This is a genomic window from Tenacibaculum sp. 1B UA, assembly GCF_033978845.1.
In the GTDB taxonomy this organism is placed as follows: Bacteria; Bacteroidota; Bacteroidia; order Flavobacteriales; family Flavobacteriaceae; genus Polaribacter.
In genome coordinates this window covers 61,169-84,391 of record NZ_JAKVUA010000014.1, presented here as the reverse complement: position 1 = coordinate 84,391, position 23,223 = coordinate 61,169, and the positions used below count along the sequence as shown (strand labels likewise).

General features: G+C 33.2%; 19 protein-coding genes and 1 riboswitch. Of the genes, 11 read left to right on the top strand and 8 right to left on the bottom strand.

Annotated elements, in window-relative coordinates:
* Positions 1-373: 373 nt before the first annotated feature.
* From dsrP to MK851_RS11520, 6 genes are read right to left on the bottom strand one after another with little or no spacing between them, the layout of a single operon-like run.
* Positions 374-1,591: a sulfate reduction electron transfer complex DsrMKJOP subunit DsrP gene (dsrP, locus tag MK851_RS11545; RefSeq protein ID WP_303508448.1), complete on the bottom strand. Its 1,218-nt coding sequence runs from the start codon at positions 1,589-1,591 to the stop codon at positions 374-376.
* Between the two features lie 10 nt (positions 1,592-1,601).
* Positions 1,602-2,729, bottom strand: a complete 1,128-nt coding sequence (locus tag MK851_RS11540) for a 4Fe-4S dicluster domain-containing protein (RefSeq protein ID WP_320244070.1) — start codon at positions 2,727-2,729, stop codon at positions 1,602-1,604.
* A 9-nt stretch (positions 2,730-2,738) separates the two neighbouring features.
* Complete coding sequence (locus tag MK851_RS11535; RefSeq protein ID WP_320244068.1) at positions 2,739-3,365, bottom strand: multiheme c-type cytochrome; 627 nt, start codon at positions 3,363-3,365, stop codon at positions 2,739-2,741.
* Positions 3,365-4,057, bottom strand: coding sequence for a nitrate reductase cytochrome c-type subunit (locus MK851_RS11530; protein WP_320244066.1), 693 nt, complete (start codon positions 4,055-4,057; stop codon positions 3,365-3,367). The genes MK851_RS11535 and MK851_RS11530 overlap by 1 nt, the downstream gene beginning before the upstream one ends.
* Before the next feature lie 4 nt (positions 4,058-4,061).
* Positions 4,062-6,347 (bottom strand): molybdopterin-dependent oxidoreductase, encoded by a 2,286-nt coding sequence (locus tag MK851_RS11525; RefSeq protein WP_320244064.1) that lies wholly within the window; start codon positions 6,345-6,347, stop codon positions 4,062-4,064.
* A gap of 45 nt (positions 6,348-6,392) precedes the next feature.
* On the bottom strand, positions 6,393-6,632 hold the full coding sequence (locus tag MK851_RS11520; protein WP_303508438.1) for a hypothetical protein: 240 nt from the start codon (positions 6,630-6,632) through the stop codon (positions 6,393-6,395).
* A gap of 272 nt (positions 6,633-6,904) precedes the next feature.
* Here MK851_RS11520 and MK851_RS11515 point away from each other — a divergent pair, with 272 nt between their 5' ends.
* The 4 genes from MK851_RS11515 (at position 6,905) to MK851_RS11500 (ending at position 11,208) form a co-directional block, all read left to right on the top strand.
* Positions 6,905-7,243, top strand: a complete 339-nt coding sequence (locus tag MK851_RS11515; protein WP_320244062.1) for a LysR family transcriptional regulator — start codon at positions 6,905-6,907, stop codon at positions 7,241-7,243.
* A 105-nt stretch (positions 7,244-7,348) separates the two neighbouring features.
* Positions 7,349-8,275, top strand: a complete 927-nt coding sequence (nadA, locus tag MK851_RS11510; protein ID WP_320244061.1) for a quinolinate synthase NadA — start codon at positions 7,349-7,351, stop codon at positions 8,273-8,275.
* Positions 8,276-9,835 carry an L-aspartate oxidase gene (gene nadB, locus MK851_RS11505; protein ID WP_320244059.1) on the top strand — a complete coding sequence of 520 codons (1,560 nt, stop codon included), beginning with the start codon at positions 8,276-8,278 and terminating at the stop codon, positions 9,833-9,835.
* Positions 9,836-9,924: 89 nt separating this feature from the next.
* Positions 9,925-11,208: an acetyl-CoA hydrolase/transferase family protein gene (locus MK851_RS11500; protein ID WP_303508429.1), complete on the top strand. Its 1,284-nt coding sequence runs from the start codon at positions 9,925-9,927 to the stop codon at positions 11,206-11,208.
* A 45-nt stretch (positions 11,209-11,253) separates the two neighbouring features.
* Here the strand turns inward: MK851_RS11500 and ric are convergent, their stop codons facing one another.
* Positions 11,254-11,973 carry an iron-sulfur cluster repair di-iron protein gene (ric, locus tag MK851_RS11495; RefSeq protein WP_320244056.1) on the bottom strand — a complete coding sequence of 240 codons (720 nt, stop codon included), beginning with the start codon at positions 11,971-11,973 and terminating at the stop codon, positions 11,254-11,256.
* Positions 11,974-11,978: 5 nt separating this feature from the next.
* Positions 11,979-13,214 carry an alginate export family protein gene (locus tag MK851_RS11490; RefSeq protein WP_320244054.1) on the bottom strand — a complete coding sequence of 412 codons (1,236 nt, stop codon included), beginning with the start codon at positions 13,212-13,214 and terminating at the stop codon, positions 11,979-11,981.
* A gap of 212 nt (positions 13,215-13,426) precedes the next feature.
* On the opposite strand from MK851_RS11490, the gene msrB reads away from it, so the two are divergent.
* From msrB to MK851_RS11455, 7 genes are all read left to right on the top strand, one after another.
* Positions 13,427-13,873, top strand: coding sequence for a peptide-methionine (R)-S-oxide reductase MsrB (msrB, locus tag MK851_RS11485; RefSeq protein ID WP_303508456.1), 447 nt, complete (start codon positions 13,427-13,429; stop codon positions 13,871-13,873).
* Between the two features lie 13 nt (positions 13,874-13,886).
* A complete protein-coding gene (gene msrA, locus MK851_RS11480; protein WP_320244052.1) occupies positions 13,887-14,432 on the top strand; it encodes a peptide-methionine (S)-S-oxide reductase MsrA in 546 nt (181 codons plus the stop codon).
* Between the two features lie 6 nt (positions 14,433-14,438).
* Positions 14,439-16,004 (top strand): protein adenylyltransferase SelO, encoded by a 1,566-nt coding sequence (locus tag MK851_RS11475; protein WP_320244050.1) that lies wholly within the window; start codon positions 14,439-14,441, stop codon positions 16,002-16,004.
* A gap of 184 nt (positions 16,005-16,188) precedes the next feature.
* A riboswitch (SAM riboswitch) is annotated at positions 16,189-16,302 on the top strand.
* 197 nt (positions 16,303-16,499) lie between these two features.
* On the top strand, positions 16,500-17,792 hold the full coding sequence (locus MK851_RS11470; protein ID WP_320244048.1) for an O-acetylhomoserine aminocarboxypropyltransferase/cysteine synthase family protein: 1,293 nt from the start codon (positions 16,500-16,502) through the stop codon (positions 17,790-17,792).
* A gap of 112 nt (positions 17,793-17,904) precedes the next feature.
* Complete coding sequence (thrA, locus tag MK851_RS11465) at positions 17,905-21,303, top strand: bifunctional aspartate kinase/homoserine dehydrogenase I (protein ID WP_320244046.1); 3,399 nt, start codon at positions 17,905-17,907, stop codon at positions 21,301-21,303.
* A gap of 216 nt (positions 21,304-21,519) precedes the next feature.
* Entirely contained in the window at positions 21,520-22,686 is a 1,167-nt protein-coding gene (locus MK851_RS11460) for an O-succinylhomoserine sulfhydrylase (RefSeq protein WP_320244044.1), read from the top strand.
* A 23-nt stretch (positions 22,687-22,709) separates the two neighbouring features.
* On the top strand, positions 22,710-23,117 hold the full coding sequence (locus MK851_RS11455) for an RrF2 family transcriptional regulator (RefSeq protein ID WP_303508415.1): 408 nt from the start codon (positions 22,710-22,712) through the stop codon (positions 23,115-23,117).
* Positions 23,118-23,223 lie beyond the last annotated feature (106 nt).

The following is a 23,223-nucleotide window of genomic DNA, read 5'->3' as shown; positions in this document are numbered from 1 at the left end:
TACTGCCAATGGTGGGAGAGTAGGTCGTTGCCTTTCTTTATAAACCTCAATCTTTAAAAGATTGAGGTTTTTTTATGCACCTATTTTAACTTCAATATTTTATTGCTACTTAACCTGACTAAAGCTTTAAGATAATTATAGGTAAGTAATTAACTTATTAAGATAATCCCCTCTTTAAGTAATAGGAAGTGTAATATGTAGTGAGTACATGTATAAAGAGATGTTTTCGAAGATGCGTAAAAGAAGTATAAACGTAAGAAAAAGTAATGTAAACATTACAGTATTTGGCTTTGTGGATCTAAATACAATCAGGTACTAAAAATCCTATGAGTTTTAAAATTCATAGGATTTTTAGTTTATAATAAAGTATAATTTAATTTTTGTAACGTAATTTACCTGTTTCAATACCAATGGCTGTTCTTGCTAAAATAGTGAATATAAGAGCTCCTAAGGCCCAAATACCTAAAGTAACACCTATTTCTATTCCAGTAGGAGTGTATTCAGCTATTTTTCCGTAAGGACCAGGAATGAAACCCGGTACAATTAAACCAAACCCTTTTTCAATCCAAATAGCTATAAATAATATAAAACAAGCAAAATATAATACTTTCAAATTGTTTCTAAGTCTATGAAAAGTTAGAATAATTGTAGCTAAGACATTTAATGAAATAGCAGTCCAAATCCATGGTAATAATGCTGTTTTTCCATCTAAACCAAAGAATAAATAATAAGCACTTTCACTATGATGTGTTGGAGCGTAAAATTCCTTAAACAATTCAGAGACTAGCATTATAATATTTATTTGAGCGGCAACAGTAACTACCATTGCTATTTTCTTAATAGTCTTATCTTCAATTTTAAATGTAGTAAAGGTCCTAATGATTGCTAAAACTAAAATAATTAAAGCTGGACCAGCTGCGAATGCAGAGGCTAAAAATCGAGGTCCTAATAAAGCATTGTTCCAAAAAGGACGTGCTTGTAAACCTTGATACAAAAATGCTGTAACTAAGTGAATACCTACCGCCCAAAAAACAGATAATATAGCTCCTGGTACATACACATTTGCTTTTGCTTCTTTTCCTTGATAGTGTCTGAATAATATATAAAAAGGAATGGTGATGTTTAGAAACAAATATCCATTTAATACAATTACATCCCAAGTAAGCATGGAATTAGGAAAATTAAAAACACCAAAACCAGGAATCATATGCCATAAAACAGAAGGTCCTCCCATATCAGCAACAACAAAGGCTAAACACATAATTAGTGCTGCAACGGCTAAACCTTCACCAATTAAAACGGCTTGTTTAAAGTCAATATCTTTTAATACATAGGTAGGCATTACTAACATAACGGCAGCGGCTGCAACTCCTACTAAAAACGTAAAGTTAGATATATATAATCCCCAGCTTACTCTATCCGTCATTCCCGTAACGCTTAATCCGTGTTCTAACTGAATTGAATAACAATACATTCCTATGAGGATGACTAGGGTTAAAAAAGCCATCCAAAGGTGATATTTTTTTGAACCTTTAGTAATAATATCTAAACTGCCTTTAACTAAACTTGTAAAAACTTTAAGTCTTCTCATTGTATATTTTTTAATCCATGAAGTACCAAAACTTTGGTTCGGTACCTAAATTTTCTTTTAATCTGAATACTTTTTTGTTTTCTAATACCCATCGAATGGTACTCTTAGGGTCGAGCAAGTTTCCGAAAATACGTGCTCCGGTAGGGCAAGCTTCCACACATGCAGGATTTTTACCTGCTCTAGAGCGTTGAACACAAAAAGTACACTTTTCCATGACTCCCTTTTTTCGCATTCGATTTCCTAAATAATGTTGATTATGGTTAATTTCCTCTTCAGGTACTTCTGGTTTACTCCAGTTGAATCGACGACCATCGTAAGGGCATGCAGCCATACAATAACGACAACCTACACACCAATCGTAGTCAACGACTACCAATCCGTCTTTTTCTCGCCAAGTAGCTTGTACAGGACAAACTTCTACACATGGTGGGTTATCACAATGAAAGCATTGAGTTCCCATATAAAAATGACCTTCCGCAGGAACTTCATGATAATAATTGTCATCAGCTTCATTGAAATTAAAACCTTTACCATCTTTCATTTCATGGATTCGGATATATTGCATTTGTGAATTTCTGTCTTGGTTATTTTCTTCAACACAAGCACTCACACAGTCCATATACCCTTGACATTTAGAAATGTTAAAAGCGTATCCAAACAATACATCTTCTTCAGCATTTTTAGAAGACATATTTATTGTTTTTCCGGTACGTAATTGGTACGAACGCATTAAACGATTTACAGTTGCTTCTTTTTCTTCATCTGTCATTAGTTTATAGTTACCTTTAAACTGTTCCTCCCAATCTATTTGAGCTTTTTCTTTAGATTCATCGCTAGAAGTCACACTTGTACATGAAGAAACTGCTCCAGCTCCAATTAATAAACTTGCAGTTAATTTTTTAAAAGCAGAACGTCTATCCATCTTGACATCAAATACTTGATCAAAACCATCTTTGTGCTTCTCTTCTCCTATAGAAGCATTTACCGCTGCTTTATAAAACTCTTGTTCATTCAGTTCTTCTTTCTGGGTATGTGAATTACAACCTCCAGATGTTTTTCCACAACCACAAGAATTATTTTTTTGTTTATGTTTACTATTTAGGTTTAGAGTAAACCATTTTTTTTTGTTATTGCTCATGCCTAAAAATTATTTACGTTCTTTTACTTTTTGAGTATTAAATCTTGCAGGCCACTTAGTGTCAAAGTTAGGTGAATGTGGGTTATGACAATTAACACAGGTCATAGAAGCTCTTGGTGAAGCCCAACTTTCAATTCGTTTTCCGTGAGCACCTCCTGTCCAATCTTTGTATTGTTTTTGATGGCATTGGCTACACAGTTTATAGCTTTTATTTAAATCAATAGAATGCCCCGTTATACTCTTTAGTTTATCCATATTATTACTATCATGACAGGTAATACAATTCATTGTATTTAATGCTGCATGATTTAATTTAATGTTCCAATGTGCCTTTTTTATATCTTTAGTTTGCATTTTTATCAAAGGTTGTGTATGACACTCAGTACATTTATAGGATTTAATTTTATCTTTTCTTGTTGGAATTAAAAAAGTGATATCATTTTCTGTAACCTCCATCATTTTCATTCCTTCTAAATATTTTTCGGAAGAAATAGAAACTCCGTTATAGTTTTTACTTTCGGTTTCTATTTTATCTGTAATACTATGGTATTCATGTTCTTTATGCTTGCATGAAATTGATAAAAATGTGAATAGAAAAGCGAAATAAACGAACTTTATATATTTGTGTTTTTTCATTAATTTTCAATTTTTCTGATGAAATTACCAATGTCTTCGGTAACCTTGTTATTAGGTACATGACATTGTCTACAATTAACCCTTTCCGGATGTGTTACTCTGATTTCCTTAGGAGCACTTGATCCTGCATGACACGCTAAACAGTTTTCTCTTAATTGTAATTGATGCGGAATTATAGGTGGGCTACCTGCTAGTGCATTATTATTACCTACAACAGGAATAGTTCCTCTTTTAAAGTTTGTTTCTTTAAATAATGATTGTGTTTTTTGTGGTACATGACATTGACGACAATTCACTTTTTCTGGATGAGGAGTAACAGGCGTGTATGCTTTGAACTTCTCTACATACCCACCATTTTCATGACATTTTAAACAATTATTTTCTCCCATACTACGTTCACCACTACTTACTTCATGAGGTATGCTTGGAGGTGCTCCATGAAAAGCTCTATTATCATAATAGCTTTTCATGGTTCGCTGATGCGTTTCGTCTACTGGCATTTTAGTATAATCTAACGCATACTTTGATCGTTCAAAAACACCTGCTTCTGAAGGGATTATAGGAGTTGGTTGGTTATTCTCAATAGGAATGTAAGCTTCTTCTTGTCCTTGATAGTAACTATAGTTCCATACAGTAATAAAGGCAATAAAGAGAATAATGAAAAGCGATATGATGCCTAAACGTTTTTTCATAATATTAAGCTTTTTCTACTTTAACCGCACATTTCTTATAATCTGGTTCTTTTGATATTGGACAAAAAGAGTCGAGTGTGATATCATTAATTAACATATTTTCGTCAAAAAACGGAACAAACACTTGCATAGGCGCTGGTACTCCGCGTTCATTTATAGAGGCAGGTAATGTTATTGTTCCTCTACGGGTGGTAAGCTTTACCATGTTTCCTGTTTTAACTTGCATACGTTTTGCATCAACAGGATTTAATTCTACATAACCATGAGGCATTGCTTTATGTAATACAGGGATACGTCTTGTCAAAGATCCTGTATGCCAATGTTCAACGACACGTCCAGTATTTAACCAATATGGATATTTAGCATCTGGCTCTTCTGCAGCTGGTTCATATGGACGTTGCCAAATGACAGCTTTTCCATCAGGTTTTCCATAGAAATGGAATTTTTCCCCATTGCTACAGGCAGGATCATATTTAGCATTGAAACGCCACTGAGTAGATTTTCCATCAACATAAGGCCATTGCATTCCAGGGTTTTCTTTTAAAACTTCTAACGGAGCCATATTATGCTTTTTATTATCGTGGTGTTTACGATATTCAGCATAAATTTCTTCGATATGAGAATCTTCTTTATAATAGAATTGTTTTTCGTATCCTAATCTTTTTGCAACCTCCACTAATTGCCAGGTATCACTCATGGCTTCTCCTGGTGGTTGTACCATTTGCTCAAAGTATTGCGTTCTACGTTCAGAATTACCATACATTCCTTCACGTTCTACCCACATTGCTGAAGGTAAAATAACATCTGCTATATCAGTTGTTGGTGTTGGGTAAATGTCAGAAACGACGATAAATCGTCCTTCTTTTTTAGCAGCATCTCTATAACGTTTCAATTTAGGCATGGTTACCATTGGATTCGTTACCTGAATCCACATAAAACGAATATCTCCTCGATCTAAAGCTCTAAACATTTCAACGGTATGATAGGTTGGTTTAGGGTCTATATTTTCTAAGGGAACATCCCAAATTTTAGCGGCAAATTCACGGTGTTTTTTATTCATTACCACACCATGAGGGAGTTTATGAGTTAAGGTACCTACTTCTCTTACAGTACCACAAGCAGAAGGTTGTCCTGTTAATGAGAAAGGACTATTACCTGGAGTAGATATTTTTCCTGTAAGTAAATGAATATTATATATTAAATTATTCATCCAAGTACCTCTACTGTGTTGGTTAGGTCCCATACACCAAAGTGACATTACTTTTTTATTAGGATCACCATAGTAAGCAGCCATGTACTTAATATCTTTAGCAGAAACACCAGAAATTTTCTCTACTTTTTCGGGCGTATAGTCTTCTAAAAATTTTTTGTATTCTTCAAAATTAATTTTTTCTGGTTTATCCTTAAACTTGTATTTATCCTCTAAACCATATCCCATGTTGGTCAATCCTTTATTAAAGTTACAGTGTTTTTCAACAAAAGATTTATTAACCCAGCCATTATTTATAATTTCATAACAAATAGCGTTGGCAACTGCTAAATCGGTTTGAGGTAAAAATAAAATAGATTTATCCGCAGCCATACTAGTACGAGTAGTACGGGTAGCAAAATCGATGATTTTTACACCTCTTTTTAAGCGTTGATCTAATAACCTAGAAAATAATACAGGATGCATTTCCGCCATATTATTTCCCCATAGCACAAAAACATCGGCATGATCAATATCTTCATAGCAACCCATTGGTTCATCAATTCCGAAAGAAGTTAAAAAACCAGTAACAGCACTCGCCATACATAAACGTGCATTGGCCTCAACATTATTAGTTCCTATACATCCTTTGAAAAGTTTTGAAGCTACATATCCATCAGGAATGGTCCATTGACCTGAACCATAAATAGATACTGCATCTTTACCATAATCTTTAATGGTTTCTTTCATTTTTGAAGCAATTAAATCTAACGCTTCTTTCATTGAGGTTTCTACATATCTACCATTCTTTTTAACTAGAGGTTTTGTCAAACGGTCTTTACCATACATTGCCATTACTGAATGGTATCCCTTTACACAGCATAGACCTTTGTTAACTGGAGATTTAGGGTCACCTTTTACTGCGACTGCTTTACCGTTTTCAACACCAACCATCACGCCACATCCCACACCACAAAATCGGCAAGGTGCTTTTTTCCAATCTAAATTCCCTCCTTTAGGTAATTGTTCTTCTTGTTCGCCAGCAAACATAATTCCTGGAAACATAGTAGCTGCTGCTGTCATGGCAGATAATACTGCCATCTTTTTTATAAAACTTCGTCTGTTTGTTGTTGAAGTGTACATGGGCTAATTCTTTAAGGGTGTATTAAATCCTGAAACCATAGCTAATAGTTTTAAACTACTAATGGTTTCTAATTTTTGTTTTAAATTTTCTTCTTCTATTTTGGTTTTTGTTTCAGTAACTACTACCAAAACATCTTTATTCTCAGCAGGAATTACTTCACATTCATTTAAGGTTGATAAAGCTTTGATAAGCTCATCTTTTTTGCCATCATGAGGATGTGCTAAATAACTTTTTATAGGCATAAAATAGTTGTTAATTTCTTTAACAAATTAATAAATATATGGTTACGAAAAAAATGATATTTGTCATAACTTATAGTTTATCAGTTCGTTATGTTTTTTTAGAAACAACGAATAGTTCTAAAAATAAGGTGATTAAAGACTTCCTGTTTTCTTTTTTCAATTTTAAACAAGAGTAATTTATAATTAGTTTAAATAATTTGTTGTTTATGATTAGCCTCATAAATAAAAAAAAGGTGAGTTTTTAATTTTGAACTTTAGTTCAATTATAACTTATGACATATAAAATTAAAAGTAGAATATGGGTAGAAGTAGATAATGTTACTTTTCTAGGTGAAGGAAGAGTTCGACTATTGAAGTCTATCAAAGAAACTAAATCACTATCAAAATCGGCAAAAGAACTGGGTATGTCGTATAAAAAAGCTTGGAATTTAATTGACTCTGTTAATAAGAAAGCAGAAAAACCAGTTGTAGTTAAAGTATCGGGTGGATTAGGAGGAGGTGGAACTACATTAACTAAACATGGTTTGGAACTTATAGAAATGTATGAGAGTATTAATACCAACTGTTGGAAGTATTTAGACAAACAACTTGAAAAATATTCACAGGACTGATTTTAAGACAGAATAAGAGACCTAGAGGATGTAAAGTAGTATGATTAATATCATGTTTTAAATTTTACTGTTCAACTACTTTCGCACCAAGAATTATTAATACATATGACATTAAAAGATAAGATTACGCGTTTAAAGTCGGAAAAAAATGCAGTTATACTTGCTCATTATTATCAAGAAACAGCAATACAAGATGTAGCAGATTATGTAGGTGATAGTTTAGGGTTGTCACAAAAAGCAGCTGAAACAGATGCAGACTTAATTGTATTTGCAGGAGTACACTTTATGGCAGAAACAGCTAAGATTTTGAATCCAACAAAAACTGTTGTTCTACCTGATTTAAATGCTGGTTGTTCTTTGGCAGAATCATGTCCACCTAGAGAGTTTGAAAAATTTATAAAAGAGCACCCTAATCATAAAGTAGTAACTTATGTAAATTGTAGTGCAGAAGTTAAAGCATTGACAGATATTGTATGTACTTCTTCAAATGCATTAAAAATAGTAGCATCTATACCTAAAGAAACTCCAATTATTTTTGCTCCTGATAGAAATTTAGGAAAATATATTATAAAACAAACGGGTAGAGATATGTTATTATGGGATGGTAGTTGTATAGTACACGAAGCTTTTTCTATAGATAAACTGATAGAGTTACATAAAAAATATCCTGATTATAAAATAATCGCACACCCTGAATCTGAAGAACATATTTTAAAAACAGCAACGTATATTGGTTCTACTGCGGGAATGATAAAGTATGTAAAAGAACATTTCGATCAAAAGTTTATCGTAGCAACAGAAGCAGGAATTTTACATAAAATGCAACAAGAAGTTCCAAACACAGAATTAATTCCTGCTCCAGCTAAAGAAGACAATATTTGTGCGTGTAGTGAATGCGCCTATATGAAAGTAAATACTATGCAAAAGTTATACGATTGTTTGTTAAATGAAAGCCCCAAAATTGAGGTACCAAAAAATATTAGAGAAAAGGCATTAGTACCAATTCAACGTATGTTAGAACTTTCAAAATAAATGATAACAACCGATTATTTAGTAATAGGATCTGGAGTTGCGGGATTGACCTTTACCGTAAAGATAGCTGAAAGGTTTTCTAATAAAACAGTAACCATCATAACTAAGGGAGATGAAGATGAATCAAACACCAAGTATGCACAAGGAGGTGTTGCAGTTGTCTTAAATAAAGAAGAAGATTCTTTTCAAAAACATATTCGGGATACATTAATAGCTGGTGATGGTTTGTGTGATGAAGCCGTTGTTGAAATGGTTGTTAATGAGGGACCGAAACGGTTTAATGAACTGATTACTTGGGGAGCTAATTTTGACACAAATACAGCAGGGAAATTCGATTTGGGCAAAGAAGGAGGTCATTCAGAATATCGTGTGGTACACCATAAAGATATTACAGGATATGAAATTGAAAGAGCTTTGTTACAACGCATTCATCAATTAAAAAACACAAAACTCTTGCCGCATCATTTTTCTATCGACTTGATTACCGAACACCAGGTAACGTCAATTGAAAAGAAGGAAACAAGATGTTATGGTGCTTATGTATTAGATGAGAAAACAGGAACAATTTTTACGGTTAGAGCGAATAATACGATTCTTGCTTCTGGAGGAATAGGAAAAGTATACGGACATACCACAAACCCTATAATTGCCACTGGAGATGGTATAGCAATGGCGTACAGAGCCAAAGCACTAATAAAAGATATGGAGTTTGTTCAATTTCATCCAACTGTATTGTATAATAAAGAAGGAGGTTCATCTTTTTTAATATCCGAAGCAGTTAGAGGTTTTGGAGCCTATTTAAGAGATAAAAAGGGACATCGATTTATGCTATACTATGATACTAGAGCAGAATTGGCGTCAAGAGATATCGTTTCTCAATCTATAGACAAAGAACTAAAGAAATCAGGAGACTCTTGTGTGTTTTTAGATTGTACGCATTTAGATATTGTAGCGTTTCAAAAACATTTTCCAACTATTTATCAAAAATGTAAAAGCTTAGGTATTGATGTTACTAAAGACTGGATTCCAGTAGTACCTGCTTCTCATTATTTATGCGGGGGTATTGTGGTTAATAAATATGGAAAAACAACTATTCAAAATTTATTTTGTTGTGGAGAGGCTTCAAGAACGGGATTGCATGGAGCTAACAGATTAGCTTCTAATTCTTTGTTAGAAGCTTTGGTGTATGCTCATAATATTTTTAAGTTTTTATCAGAAAATAATTCGATTCACTTACCTATTGAGATACCTAAATGGAATGATGAAGGCATTCTTTTAAATGAAGAAATAACAGTAATTGAAAATTCTTTAAAAGAACTACAAATTTTAATGAGAGATTATGTAGGAATTGTACGAAGTAATACGCGATTAAAAATAGCGAAAAAAAAGCTTGATATCATTTACAATAAGGTAGAGAAACTGTATAAAACATCTAAAATCACCACTGTTCTTTGTGAGTTAAGAAATATGGTTACTATAGCATATTTAATTATTAACCAATCATTAGAAAGAAAAGAAAATAAAGGAGGGTATTTTAATATTGATAATAGTGCGAAATAGGTTTGTAAATTAGTTTAGTTAGCATGACTTTTATCATTAATTAAATTGTACTTTCTTATGATATTTGTACCTATAAAATTTTGAATAAAATGTCAGAAAATTTAAAGATTGTTACTGCCGAAGAAGCTGTGGCTATTGTAAAATCAAATAATAAAATATTTTTTCAAGGGGCAGCAATGACTCCTAATTTACTCATAGATACTTTGTGTGAGCGCTACCAAGAGGTAACCAATGTAGAAATTATTCAAATTCATACACATGGTAAAGCGAAGTATTTAGAAGAACCTTATAGTAAATCATTCAGATTGATAAGTTGCTTTGTGGGTGATAATGTAAGGAAAGGGGTGAATATGAATAATGGAGATTATATTCCTATTTTTTTAAGTGAAATACATTGGTTATTTCGTCGTAATATTTATCCATTAGATGTTGCGTTTATCCAAGTTTCTCCACCTGATAAACACGGATATTGTTCTTTAGGAACATCAGTAGATATTACACTACCAGCTATACAAACCGCTAAAACTGTAATAGCCCAAGTAAATCCTAATGTTCCAAGAACTCATGGAGATGGTATAATTCATATAAGTAATATTGATTATGCAGTGAAAGTAAACTCACCAATTCATGAATCTATTACAGGAACACCTTCAGAAATAGAAATTAAGATAGGAAAAAATGTTGCAGGATTAATTGATGATGGAGCTACTTTACAAATGGGAATTGGAAACATACCCAATGCTGTATTACATAATTTAACCAACCATCAACGTTTAGGAATTCATACAGAGATGTTTTCAGATGGTGTATTGCCCCTAATAGAAAAAGGAGTAATTACAGGGGAAGAAAAAGAAATAAAAACAGGAAAAATAGTTACTTGCTTTGCTGTAGGTTCTCAAAAATTGTATGATTTTATAGATGATAATCCGTTGGTGCATTTTAAAGAAGCAGGGTATACAAACGATACTTCTATTATTAAATTAAACCCAAAAGTAACCGCAATTAATAGTGCCATTGAAATTGATTTAACAGGACAAGTTTGTGCTGATACTATTGGGAAATATCAATACTCAGGAGTAGGAGGACAGATGGATTTTATTAGAGGAGCATCCTTGTCAAAAGGAGGGAAAGCGATTATTGCAATGCCTTCAATAACAGCGAAAGGAGTTTCTAAAATTACTCCGTTTTTAAAAGAAGGAGCAGGAGTTACAACTACAAGAGCCCATGTACATTATGTAGCAACAGAATATGGTGTAGTGAATTTATTTGGAAAGAGTTTAAAAGAACGAGCAAAAGCATTAATTTCTATAGCTCATCCTAATTTTAGAGAAGAATTAGAACGAGAAGCTTTTAATAGATTTACTAAGTTATAAACGAAATAAAAAAGGAGTAGTTAATTAGCTACTCCTTTTTATTGATTAAGATATTTTCTTTTCTAGAAGAATTGCTTTAGGGTGTAAAATATTGTTTTCAAGATGTATGTGCTTATGTAAATCTTGTTCAAACTCATCTAGTTTAGCATACAAAGCTCTAAATGTATTACAAGCTCCCTCAGGAGGTGTATAATTATTAGACAGTCTAGCTATTTTTTTAAAAACATTACCTGCACTCTCATGTTCATGCTCCATCATTTGTATAGGGTTATTTACAGTTCCGAAAGGAGGTGTTGTATTTTTTGTGCCTTCTTTTTCAGCTTGTACCAATTGTTTTATGAAAGGAAATAATACTTGTTCTTCTTTTTGTATATGTGATAGTAGCTCATTGGCTACTTCATGAAATAATTGATTTATTTCTACTACTTCAATATAATGATGCCCGTGAACTTTAGCTACTTTGTTAACATATTGAGAAATGATAGGTAGGCTTTCTCTTACGTAGGTATGATGTATATTTTCAATGTAAATCATTAAAAAATCTAACTCCCATTTATCATAATCCTCAATAACATCTTTTATTACATCAACTTCAGCTAATTCTTTTTCAAGAGTTGCTTGATCTACATTGTTTTTTGCGCAAGCTTTTTCAACAGATATACCTCCACCACAGCAAAAATCAATTCCGTATTTCTTAAAAATATGTGCTGTTTTTATATTTTCAGTCACATAGTCAGCTACTGTTTTGTTACTTGATACTACCATAATTTCTAGTTTTTAGATGTGAATAGAGTCGGTTTAATAGTTACCATAACCCAAGCCCAATTATTTGTGTTACTATCTGAATTTCCTTTTAAGACCTCCATTCCTTCAGAAGGAAATAAGTGAGAATATCCAGCTTTAAAACCAATATCTTTCGTAAACTTATATCCATATACAATATCTACTTCAGTACCTAGTTGGTTAGAAACTGAGTTGTTAATATCTGCAGCAGCAGAAAAATTATGAACAAAAGCTGTTAAACCAGATTTCGAGTTTAATTTAAAATTAGCTTTTGCATAGAGGTTTAACAAACCAACACTGTTTATATGATTTCCTACGTAGAAATAATCCATAAAACCATTAAACTTATGATTGGTTCCATAAAAAGGAGTAAAAGCATTGTTTTCATCAGCAGAAGTATTGTAATCATTACCACTTTGTAATTCAACTCCTAAACCAATCTTTGCTTTTTCTGAAGCTTTAAGTATGGCCTCTAAACCAAGTAAATAAGCATTTAAATCTCTATTTAAAACATCATTACCAAATTGATAATATAAGTTAGCAGCAATAGTAAATTTATCTTTCTTTGCAGTTAAATGTGTTCCTATGGTTTGACTATACTTAAGTCCGTTAGGAGATTGCATACCGTTGTTTAAGAACAAGAAACTACCAGAAAAGTCACTCCAATCTTTATGTAACCACGCATATTGCATAGCTTTATACGTATTTGGTGTAGTTAAATTTGTTCCTGTTAGGTTTTCTTTTGATTGATTAAATGCCAAACCAACATCAAACTTAAAACTATCTTTTTTATACTTCAGCATTACCATATCATGGCTACGAGCTTGTTGTGCCCAACCAACATTACCAAAAATTCTACTATCGTCATAAATAACCTCTTGTCGTCCTAGTTTTACAGAAAAGTTTGTGTCTAAAAGTATTTCTCCCCAAGCTTGGTGTACACTCAAACCACTATTATCAGTAGTATTTAATTGCGGAACATCTCCCCAAACTCTAACATCTTGAAAACTAACATAAAAATTTAATTTTTCAGTTTTATAGGTAGTGTTCAATCGAGTTCTTTGAGAAACAAAAAGAGCAGGATTGGCATTATCAGGAAATAAAGTTTTAAATCCATGCCTATATTCAGCACGCGGACGTAGTTCTGCATCAATTGTTAATTGAGCAAATGTTGTAGTGGTAGCAAAAAAGAGCAATGCTATTATAATTTTTGAGGTTTTCATAATTTTTTAATTAACATTAGTCCAAATTTCTAGATAAATGCTAGGATAAAACATGATAAAAATCAGGTAGAACTATAAAAGATGAAAATATCTTTTATAGATAATAGAAATTAAAATGAGTATAGTTAATAATGAATCGTAGCTTTGTAAGTAACAAAGAAAAGAAACTACTAATAAGTTAAATAAAACGAAAGAGCAGGATGAACGACAAAATTTTAACTTGGAAAGATGTAATTAATTTTGCTGTTAATGGTAATCCAACACCTGATAAAAGAGTGGAAAAAACAGCAGCAGAATGGCAAGAATTTTTAACCCCAGAACAGTTTAGAGTAACTAGACAAAAAGGAACAGAAAGACCAAATTCAGGAGAATTGTGTAGTGTGTATGATGCTGGAAAATATAAATGTGTATGCTGTGGCACACCTTTGTTCGATTCAACGATTAAATTTAGTTCAGGTACTGGTTGGCCTAGTTTTACACAACCTATAAAAGAAAACTCTATTCAGTATGAGAAAGATACTACCTTTGGTATGGTACGCGTGGAAGTAATGTGTAATACTTGTGATGCTCATTTAGGACATGTTTTTCCTGACGGACCAGAACCTAGCGGATTGCGTTATTGCATTAACTCGGCTTCAATGATTTTAGATACAGAATAAAGAAAGGAGAGAAATGACAAATAATAAATTAGAAGTAATAACCGTTGGTGGCGGTTGCTTTTGGTGTGTAGAAGCTGTTTTAAATCAAATAAAAGGAGTAGAAGAAGTAGTATCTGGTTACATGGGCGGTACTGTACCAGGAACACCAACCTATAGAGAAATTTGTTCAGGTTTAACAGGACATGCAGAAGTAGTACAAGCAACCTTTAATCCTGAAATAATAAGTTATGAAGAGTTATTGGTAATGTTCATGACAAGCCATGATCCAACAACGTTAAACAGGCAAGGAGCTGATGTAGGAACACAATACCGTTCTGTAATTTTTTATCATACACAAGAACAACAACAAATTGCTGAAAAAGTAGTAGAAAAGCTGGTACCTTATTATGAAGATGAAATTGTAACAGAAATAAGCCAAGCATCTACATTTCATAAAGCAGATGAGAGTCATCAAGACTTTTATGAAAAAAACAAAGATCAAATGTACTGTGTAGTAGTTATTTCGCCTAAATTGGCAAAATTGAAAAAACTATACGCAAACAAATTAAAAGAACAATAAAACGTGTTGAAATTCAATATACAAAATACCTTTACCGAAGAATTACCAGCTGACCCAATTCAAGAAAATACACGAAGACAGGTTACAGAAGCTTGTTTTTCGTATGTAACACCTAAAAAAACGTCCAATCCAAAAATAATTCATATTTCGGATGAAATGGCTAAAGAATTAGGGCTTTCAGAAACAGCAATAGCTTCAGATGAATTCAAGAACATTTTTACAGGGAATGATGTATATAAAAATACACAACCGTATGCCATGTGCTACGGCGGACATCAATTTGGACATTGGGCAGGACAATTAGGAGACGGTAGAGCGATTAATTTGTTTGAAGTAGTTCATGATAACAAAAAATGGGCATTGCAGTTAAAAGGAGCAGGAGAGACACCATATTCGAGAAATGCAGACGGATTAGCAGTGTTACGTTCCTCTATTCGTGAGTATTTGTGTAGTGAAGCTATGTATCATTTAGGTGTACCTACAACAAGAGCATTATCATTGGCACTGTCAGGAGATCAAGTACTAAGAGATGTACTATATGACGGAAACGCTGCGTATGAAAAAGGAGCAATCGTATGTAGAACAGCAGCCTCTTTTTTACGTTTTGGAAACTACCAAATATTTCCTGCCAGAGGAGATATAAAAACATTAAAAACACTGGTTGATTATACAATTAAACATCATTTTTCTCATTTAGGAGAACCTTCAAAAGAAACATACGTGTCCTTTTTTAAGGAAGTAGCTGAACGTAGTTTAGATATGGTTATTCATTGGCAGCGTGTTGGATTTGTACATGGGGTAATGAATACAGATAATATGTCTATTCTTGGTTTAACCATTGATTATGGACCTTACGGATGGTTAGAAGGTTACGATCACGGATGGACGCCAAATACAACTGATAATACCCATAAACGTTATCGATATGGTGCGCAACCAGAGGTAGTTTTATGGAATTTATATCAGTTAGCAAATGCTTTATATCCGCTAATAGAAGAAGCAGAACCTTTAGAAGCTGTTTTAGAAAATTATCAAGAGCAGTTTCCTGAAAAGTACATGCAAATGATGCGAGAAAAATTAGGGCTTTTTTCTTCACAAGAATTAGATGGAACATTAGTTTCAAACCTTGAAGAAGTACTTCAAAAAACAGAAACAGACATGACTATTTTTTTCCGATTGTTGTCAAACATTTCAAAAAATGACACCAAAGAGGAGGCAATAAAAAAAATAAAAAAAGCATTTTATACACCTTCAGAAGTTGTAGACGAAATAAAAAAATCTTGGGAAAACTGGTTTCAAAATTATATAGACAGATTACAAAATGAAACTGTTTCAGATGAAGAAAGAAAAGCAAAAATGAATACCGTAAACCCAAAATATGTGCTCAGAAATTACATGGCACAATTAGCCATTGATGATGCAAATAAAAATAATTTTGTATTGTTAAATGAGTTATATTTACTGCTCAAAAATCCTTACGATGAGCAGCCAGAATACGAAAAATGGTTTGTAAAACGACCAGAATGGGCTCGAAATAAAGTAGGATGTTCTATGTTATCTTGTAGTTCTTAAGATAAAAAACATGTTAAACTTTTTATTTAGGTTGATTTTATTTAAATACTGATAATCAGTATTCTATTTTGTTTTGTTGAAAATAATTCAAAACTCTTTTTTAAATAAAAATCAAAATAAATTTGGAAAATCCATTTTTATAATTGAATATTTGTACTCGTAAAAGTTCAAACACTTATTGACGATGTTATCAAGAAAGGTGGAGGGATTAGACCCTATGAAACCTTAGCAACCCTTTGTGCAAACAAAGAAGGTGCTAAATTCTACCAGAGCATAAAAACTCACGGATAGATAACCCAAAGAAATTTCTTTTTTCTACAAGAACTTTCTTATAATTTCTTAATAACATTTTTCTAGTAAGCAACATCTAACAAAGATGTGTTTTGGCTTTTGGTTTAATCTCAAAACGATTCACAATGCGCAGTATTGGGTTTCCTTTGAAAATGTCATTCTCGCGGAAACGAGAATCAAGTATTAACTCAAAAAACAAGAAAAATGAGTACACAAAAATTCGCAACAAACGCGTTGCACGCAGGTCACGATGTAACACAAAATGGAGGAACAAGAGCAGTTCCTATTTATCAAACAACATCGTATGTTTTTAACAATTCAGAACACGCAGCAAACCTATTTTCTTTAAAAGAACTAGGATTCATTTACACGCGACTAAACAACCCAACCAATCAAATTTTACAAGAACGCTTAGCCGCTTTAGAAGGCGGTATTGGTGCCGTAGTTTTTGCTTCAGGTACGGCAGCAATTTCAACAGGATTATTAACCTTACTAAAAGCAGGAGATCACATTGTAGCTTCAAGCAGCTTGTATGGAGGAACATATAACTTGCTAAACGTTACCCTACCAAGATTAGGAATAACCACAACATTTGTAGACGCATCAAACCCAGATAACTTTGCAGAAGCTGTACAAGAAAACACCAAAGCATTTTTTGTAGAATCGTTAGGAAATCCAAAATTAGATGTGTTAGACTTACAAGCGATATCAGCACATGCAAAAAAAGCAGAAGTTCCGTTTATTGTAGATAATACCGTAGCAACACCTGCCTTATTAAACCCAATAGAGCATGGAGCAAACATCGTAATTCACTCCCTAACAAAATACATTGGCGGACAAGGAAACTCGTTAGGAGGAGCCATTATTGATGCAGGAACCTTTAACTGGGTAAATGGCAAGTTCCCAGAGTTTACAGAACCATCAGCAGGATACCACGGACTAGTATATAACGAAGCATTAGGAGCCGCATCGTACACGTTTAAACTAATTTTAGAAGGATTGCGTGATTTTGGAGGAGCCTTGAGTCCTACAAACGCATTCAACATCATTCAAGGATTAGAAACCTTAGAAGTAAGAATTCAAAAACACAGTGAAAATGCGTTATCTATTGCAAAATGGTTACAAGAACAAGAACAAGTAGCTTGGGTAAACTATCCAGGGTTGGAAGGCAACAAGTACAAAACTTTAGCAGATAAATACCTACCAAAAGGACAAAGCGGATTAGTAACTTTTGGTGTAAAAGGAGGCTATGAGGCAGCCAAAACCATTGCAGATAACACCAAACTATTTTCACTACTAGCCAATATTGGAGATACAAAATCATTAATAATACACCCAGCAAGCACAACACACCAACAATTAAGTGACGAAGCTCAAAACAATGCAGGAGTAACCAAAGACTTAATCCGTTTATCAGTTGGTTTAGAAAATAGTGAAGATTTAAAAAACGATTTACAAGAAGCATTTGCTAAAATCTCTAAAGAAGTAGTAGCTTAAAATTACATTAAAAAGTAAAGCAAGACCCTTTTGTTGTCAGTTCGAGTTTACCAAGCAAGTATCGAGAACGAACAAAATATTTAGCGTAAAGCCCAACATAAAGACATCAATAATGAAAAGTGATTTACAGCACATACACATTCTTAGTTATACCACAATAAGCGGTGTACAATTCAAAAAAATTCCGTTAAGCTACCAAACCTTCGGAAAAGAATTGGACACTGCACCTGTGGTGCTCATCAACCATGCACTAACAGGAAACAGCAATGTAACAGGAACTGATGGATGGTGGCAAGACTTAGTTGGTAAAAACAAAACTATAAATACGAATAAATATACAGTTCTATGCTTTAATATCCCAGGAAATGGATACGACGACTTTTTAATAGATAATTATAAAAGCTTTATAGCACGCGATGTAGCAAACATTTTTTTACAAGGGCTAAAACAACTAAAAATTGAAAAACTATATGCGTTAATAGGAGGCTCATTAGGAGGAGGAATAGCATGGGAAATGGCAGTATTAAACCCAAAAATAACAAAACACTTAATACCTATTGCGACCGACTGGAAATCGACTGATTGGTTAATAGCAAACTGTCAAATACAAGAACAATTCCTAACAAACTCTAGCAACCCTGTACACGATGCACGTATGCACGCAATGCTATGTTACAGAACCCCAGAATCATTTAAAAAACGATTTCAACGCTCCAAAAACGAAGAGTTACAAATATTTAATGTAGAAAGCTGGCTGTTACACCATGGAAAAAAACTGCAAGAACGCTATCAATTAGCCTCTTACAAATTAATGAATCAATTATTAAAAACCATTGATGTAACCAAAGGAAGAGAAGAACTAAATGTGTTAGAAACCATTGAAGCAGACATCCATATAGTTGGTGTAGATTCCGATTTATTTTTTACTGCCGAAGAAAACAGAGAAACACATAAACAACTAGCATCTGCCCATGCAAATGTAACCTATAATGAAATTAATTCAGACCATGGACACGACGCTTTCTTAATAGAATACAAACAACTAGAAAAAATTATTGAACCGATATTCAATCAAAAATCAACCAATAAAAGAATGAAAATTTTAAAATTTGGCGGTAAATCATTATCCAACGAAGGCATATCAAACGTAGTAACAATCATAGAACAAAAAATAAATGAAGGAGAAAATATAGCCGTAGTTGTTTCTGCAAGAGGAAAAGCAACCGATGAATTAGAAGAAATTTTAAAAAAAGCAGCCAAAAACGAAGCATTTAAAGAACAATTAGAAACATTTAAATACGAACAAACAAAATTAACCCCGTTAGTAAATTTCACTACCGAATTTGATAGACTAGAAAAACTATTTGAAGGAGTTAGTTTATTAGGAGACTATAGCCAAAAAATAAAAGACGAAGTACTAGCACAAGGCGAGTTATTATCTATAAAAACAGTAACCGACCTACTACAACAAAAAGGCATTAACGCAAACGCTACAGACGCCAGAAACTTATTAAAAACAGACGAAAGCTTAGGTAACGGACAATCAATAATACCAATATCAAAAGAAAACGTAGTAAACCACTTTAAACAACACAACGGAACAACAGTAAACGTAGTAGCAGGGTTTATAGCATCAAACCTAAAAAACGAAACAACCACCTTAGGTAGAAACGGAAGCAACTATACAGCCTCGTTACTAGCAAACTATTTAGATGCAGAAGAACTGCAAAACTATACACACGTAGACGGTATTTTTACCGCAAACCCAGATTTAGTTGCAGACGCCAAAAAAATAGAAGAATTATCATTCTCAGAAGCCAACGAATTAGCAAACTTCGGAGCAACTATTTTACACGCAAAAACAATAATTCCACTATTAGAAAAAAACATAAACCTTCGAATACTAAACACCTTTAACCCAAACGACAACGGAACACTTATAACAGCCAAATCAACATCAAAAGGAATCAAGTCACTATCAGTATTAGATAACGTAGCCTTAATAAACTTTGAAGGAAGAGGACTATTAGGAAAAGTAGGAGTAGACGCTCGTATTTTTAAAGCATTAAGTAACAACGGAATTAGTGTAAGTATAATATCACAAGGCTCTTCAGAAAGAGGAATTGGCTTAGTAATAGATAAAGACAACGCAGCAGCAGCAGTAAAAGCCCTAGAACAAGAATTTGAAAACGACTTACAAACAAAAGATGTAAGCCAAATAACCATACTAGAAGAAGTATCAGTAATCTCTATCATTGGGCAAGACTTAAGTGAATTTCATCACCCATATAACACATTAATTAAAAACCAAATAGTTCCCTTGTTATTTAACAACACAATAACAGGTAAAAACGTAAGCTTAGTAGTAAAAAAAGAACAACTACACAAAGCACTAAATGTAATTCATGGTCAAGTATTTGGAGTAGCAAAAAAAATAAACATAGCCGTTTTTGGTAAAGGATTAGTAGGAGGAACACTAATAGAGCAAATTTTAGAAAACTCAAAAACAATTTTAGAAAGAAGAAAAATCCAACTAAACATCTTTGCCATAGCAAACTCTAAAAAAGTATTGTTAGCAAAAAATGGAATAGGAACCACTTGGTCGAATGAGCTTGAAAAAGCAGTAGAAGATAAGCATACAGTTGATACTGTAATCGATTATGCAAAAGAACACCATTTAGAAAACTTAATAGCTGTAGATAATACAGCAAGCTTAGACTTTATAGAAAATTACATTCCGTTAGTCGATGCTGGATTTGACTTAGTCTCTTCCAACAAAATAGCAAATACAGTTTCGTACGATTTTTACAAAGAGTTACGTAAAACCTTAGATAAAAATAAGAAGAGTTATCTCTATGAAACAAATGTAGGAGCAGGCTTACCATTAATAGATACAATTAAACTATTACACGATTCAGGAGAAAACATTACAAGAATAAGAGGAGTATTCTCAGGATCATTAAGTTACTTATTTAATAAGTTTTCAGCAGAAGACGTACCATTTTCAAACGTGTTACAAGAAGCCATTAACAGTGGATTTACCGAACCAGACCCACGAGAAGACCTATGCGGAAACGACGTAGCCAGAAAACTATTAATCTTAGCACGTGAATTAGATTTAGAAAACGAGTTTGAAGATATTCAAATAGAAAACCTAATACCAGAAGAATTTAGAGAAATACCTTCAAAAGAATTTCTAACAAACTTAGAAAAACTAAACCCAACATTTCAACAACAAAAAGAAGCACAAGAAGAAAAACACGTACTACGATATATAGGAGACTTACATGGAGACCTACAACAATCAAAAGGAAAACTAAACGTAAAACTAGTATCAGTACCAGAAAGCTCACCCTTAGGAAGCCTAAAAGGCTCCGACGCCATATTTGAAATATATACAGAATCGTACGTAGAACAACCCATAGTAATACAAGGAGCAGGAGCAGGATCAAAAGTTACAGCCAGAGGAGTATTCGGAGACATTTTACGATTAGCAAAAACAAACAATTAACAATAAGTAATAAAACAAAACCCGCAAGGAATAGAAAAAGAACGCTAAGGAATAGATAAACAACCATAAGGAGTAGAAAAAGAACGTTAAGGAATAGACAAACAATTGTAAGGAATAGATAAAGAACATTAAGGAACAGACAAAGAGCCGTAAGGAATAGAAAAAAAACAAAAAGGAAACAACAAACAAATAAGTTACACCCTTTAAAAAACAAACATGAGTAAACATTTTGAAACACAAGCCATACGAACACAAACAGAACACTCACAATTTTCAGAGCATTCTACACCCATATACCTAACCTCAAGTTTTGTATTTGACGATGCAGAAGATATGAGAGCCTCATTTGCAGAAGAAAAGCAACGAAACCTATACAGTCGATTTTCAAACCCGAATACCACAGAATTTGTCGATAAAATAGTGGCTATGGAAGGTGCCGAAGCAGGCTACGCATTCGCAACAGGTATGGCAGCCGTGTTTTCAACCTTTGGAGCCCTGTTAAATGCAGGAGACCATATCGTATCATGTCGTTCAGTATTTGGTTCAACACACAGTTTGTTTACAAAGTATTTACCAAAGTGGAATATAGAAACAAGCTACTTTAAAATAACAGAAGCAGAAAAAATAGAAAGTCTAATACAACCAAATACCAAAATATTATATGCAGAAACACCAACAAACCCAGCAGTAGATATTTTAGATTTAGAACTATTAGGAAGCATTGCAAAGAAACACAACATATTATTAGTAATAGATAACTGCTTCGCAACCCCATACCTACAAAACCCAATAAAATTTGGAGCAGACTTAGTAATTCACTCAGCAACAAAACTCATAGACGGGCAAGGACGTGTCTTAGGAGGAGTTACAGTAGGAAAAGCAGAACTAGTAAAAGAAATCTATTTATTCTCAAGAAATACAGGTCCAGCAATGTCACCATTCAACGCTTGGGTGTTATCTAAAAGTTTGGAAACCTTATCAATCAGGGTAGAAAAACATTGTGAAAATGCCTTGAAAGTAGCACAGTTTTTAGAAGAACACCCAAAAGTAAACTTGGTAAAGTATCCGTTTTTAACATCACATCCACAATATGAAATCGCTAAAAAACAAATGCGATTAGGAGGAAACATTGTGGCTTTTGAAGTGAAAGGAGGTATAGAAGCAGGACGCAAATTTTTGAATAGCATAAAACTATGCTCCCTATCAGCAAACCTAGGAGACACAAGAACCATTGTAACACACCCAGCATCAACAACCCATAGTAAATTAAATGAAGAAGACCGATTAGAAGTAGGAATAACAGACGGTTTAGTACGATGTTCGGTAGGATTAGAAAACGTAGAAGACGTAATTAACGATTTAAATCAAGCATTAAATAATTAAGAAGTAAAGCATATATTTGTAATATGCTTTCTAAGAAAACAAAATACGGAATTAAGGCGCTTACCTTTATTGCTAGGCAAGAAAAGGGCACTATGGTACAAATAGCAACCATATCAGAAAAGGAAAATATTTCGCACAAATTTTTAGAAAGCATATTACTCACCTTACGAAAATCAGGAATTTTAGGAGCCAAAAAAGGAAAAGGAGGAGGCTATTACCTACTAAAACCATCAAGCGAAATTAAAATGACTGATGTAATTAGAACACTTGAAGGACCCATTGCTATGGTGCCATGTGTTAGTTTGAATTATTATGAAAAATGTGATGACTGCCCAGATGAAGAAGCATGCTCAGTACACAAATTAATGATTCAAGTAAGAGATAATACGCTACAAGTACTTCGAAATAATACACTTGCAGATTTAGTGTAGTATTAACAAATTGTAAAATTCAAATATTTTTTTGATTTCTCCTTGGAGAATTAAAAAGCATCTGTATATTTGCCGACTTAAAACCTAGTATTCCGATAGGGTAATG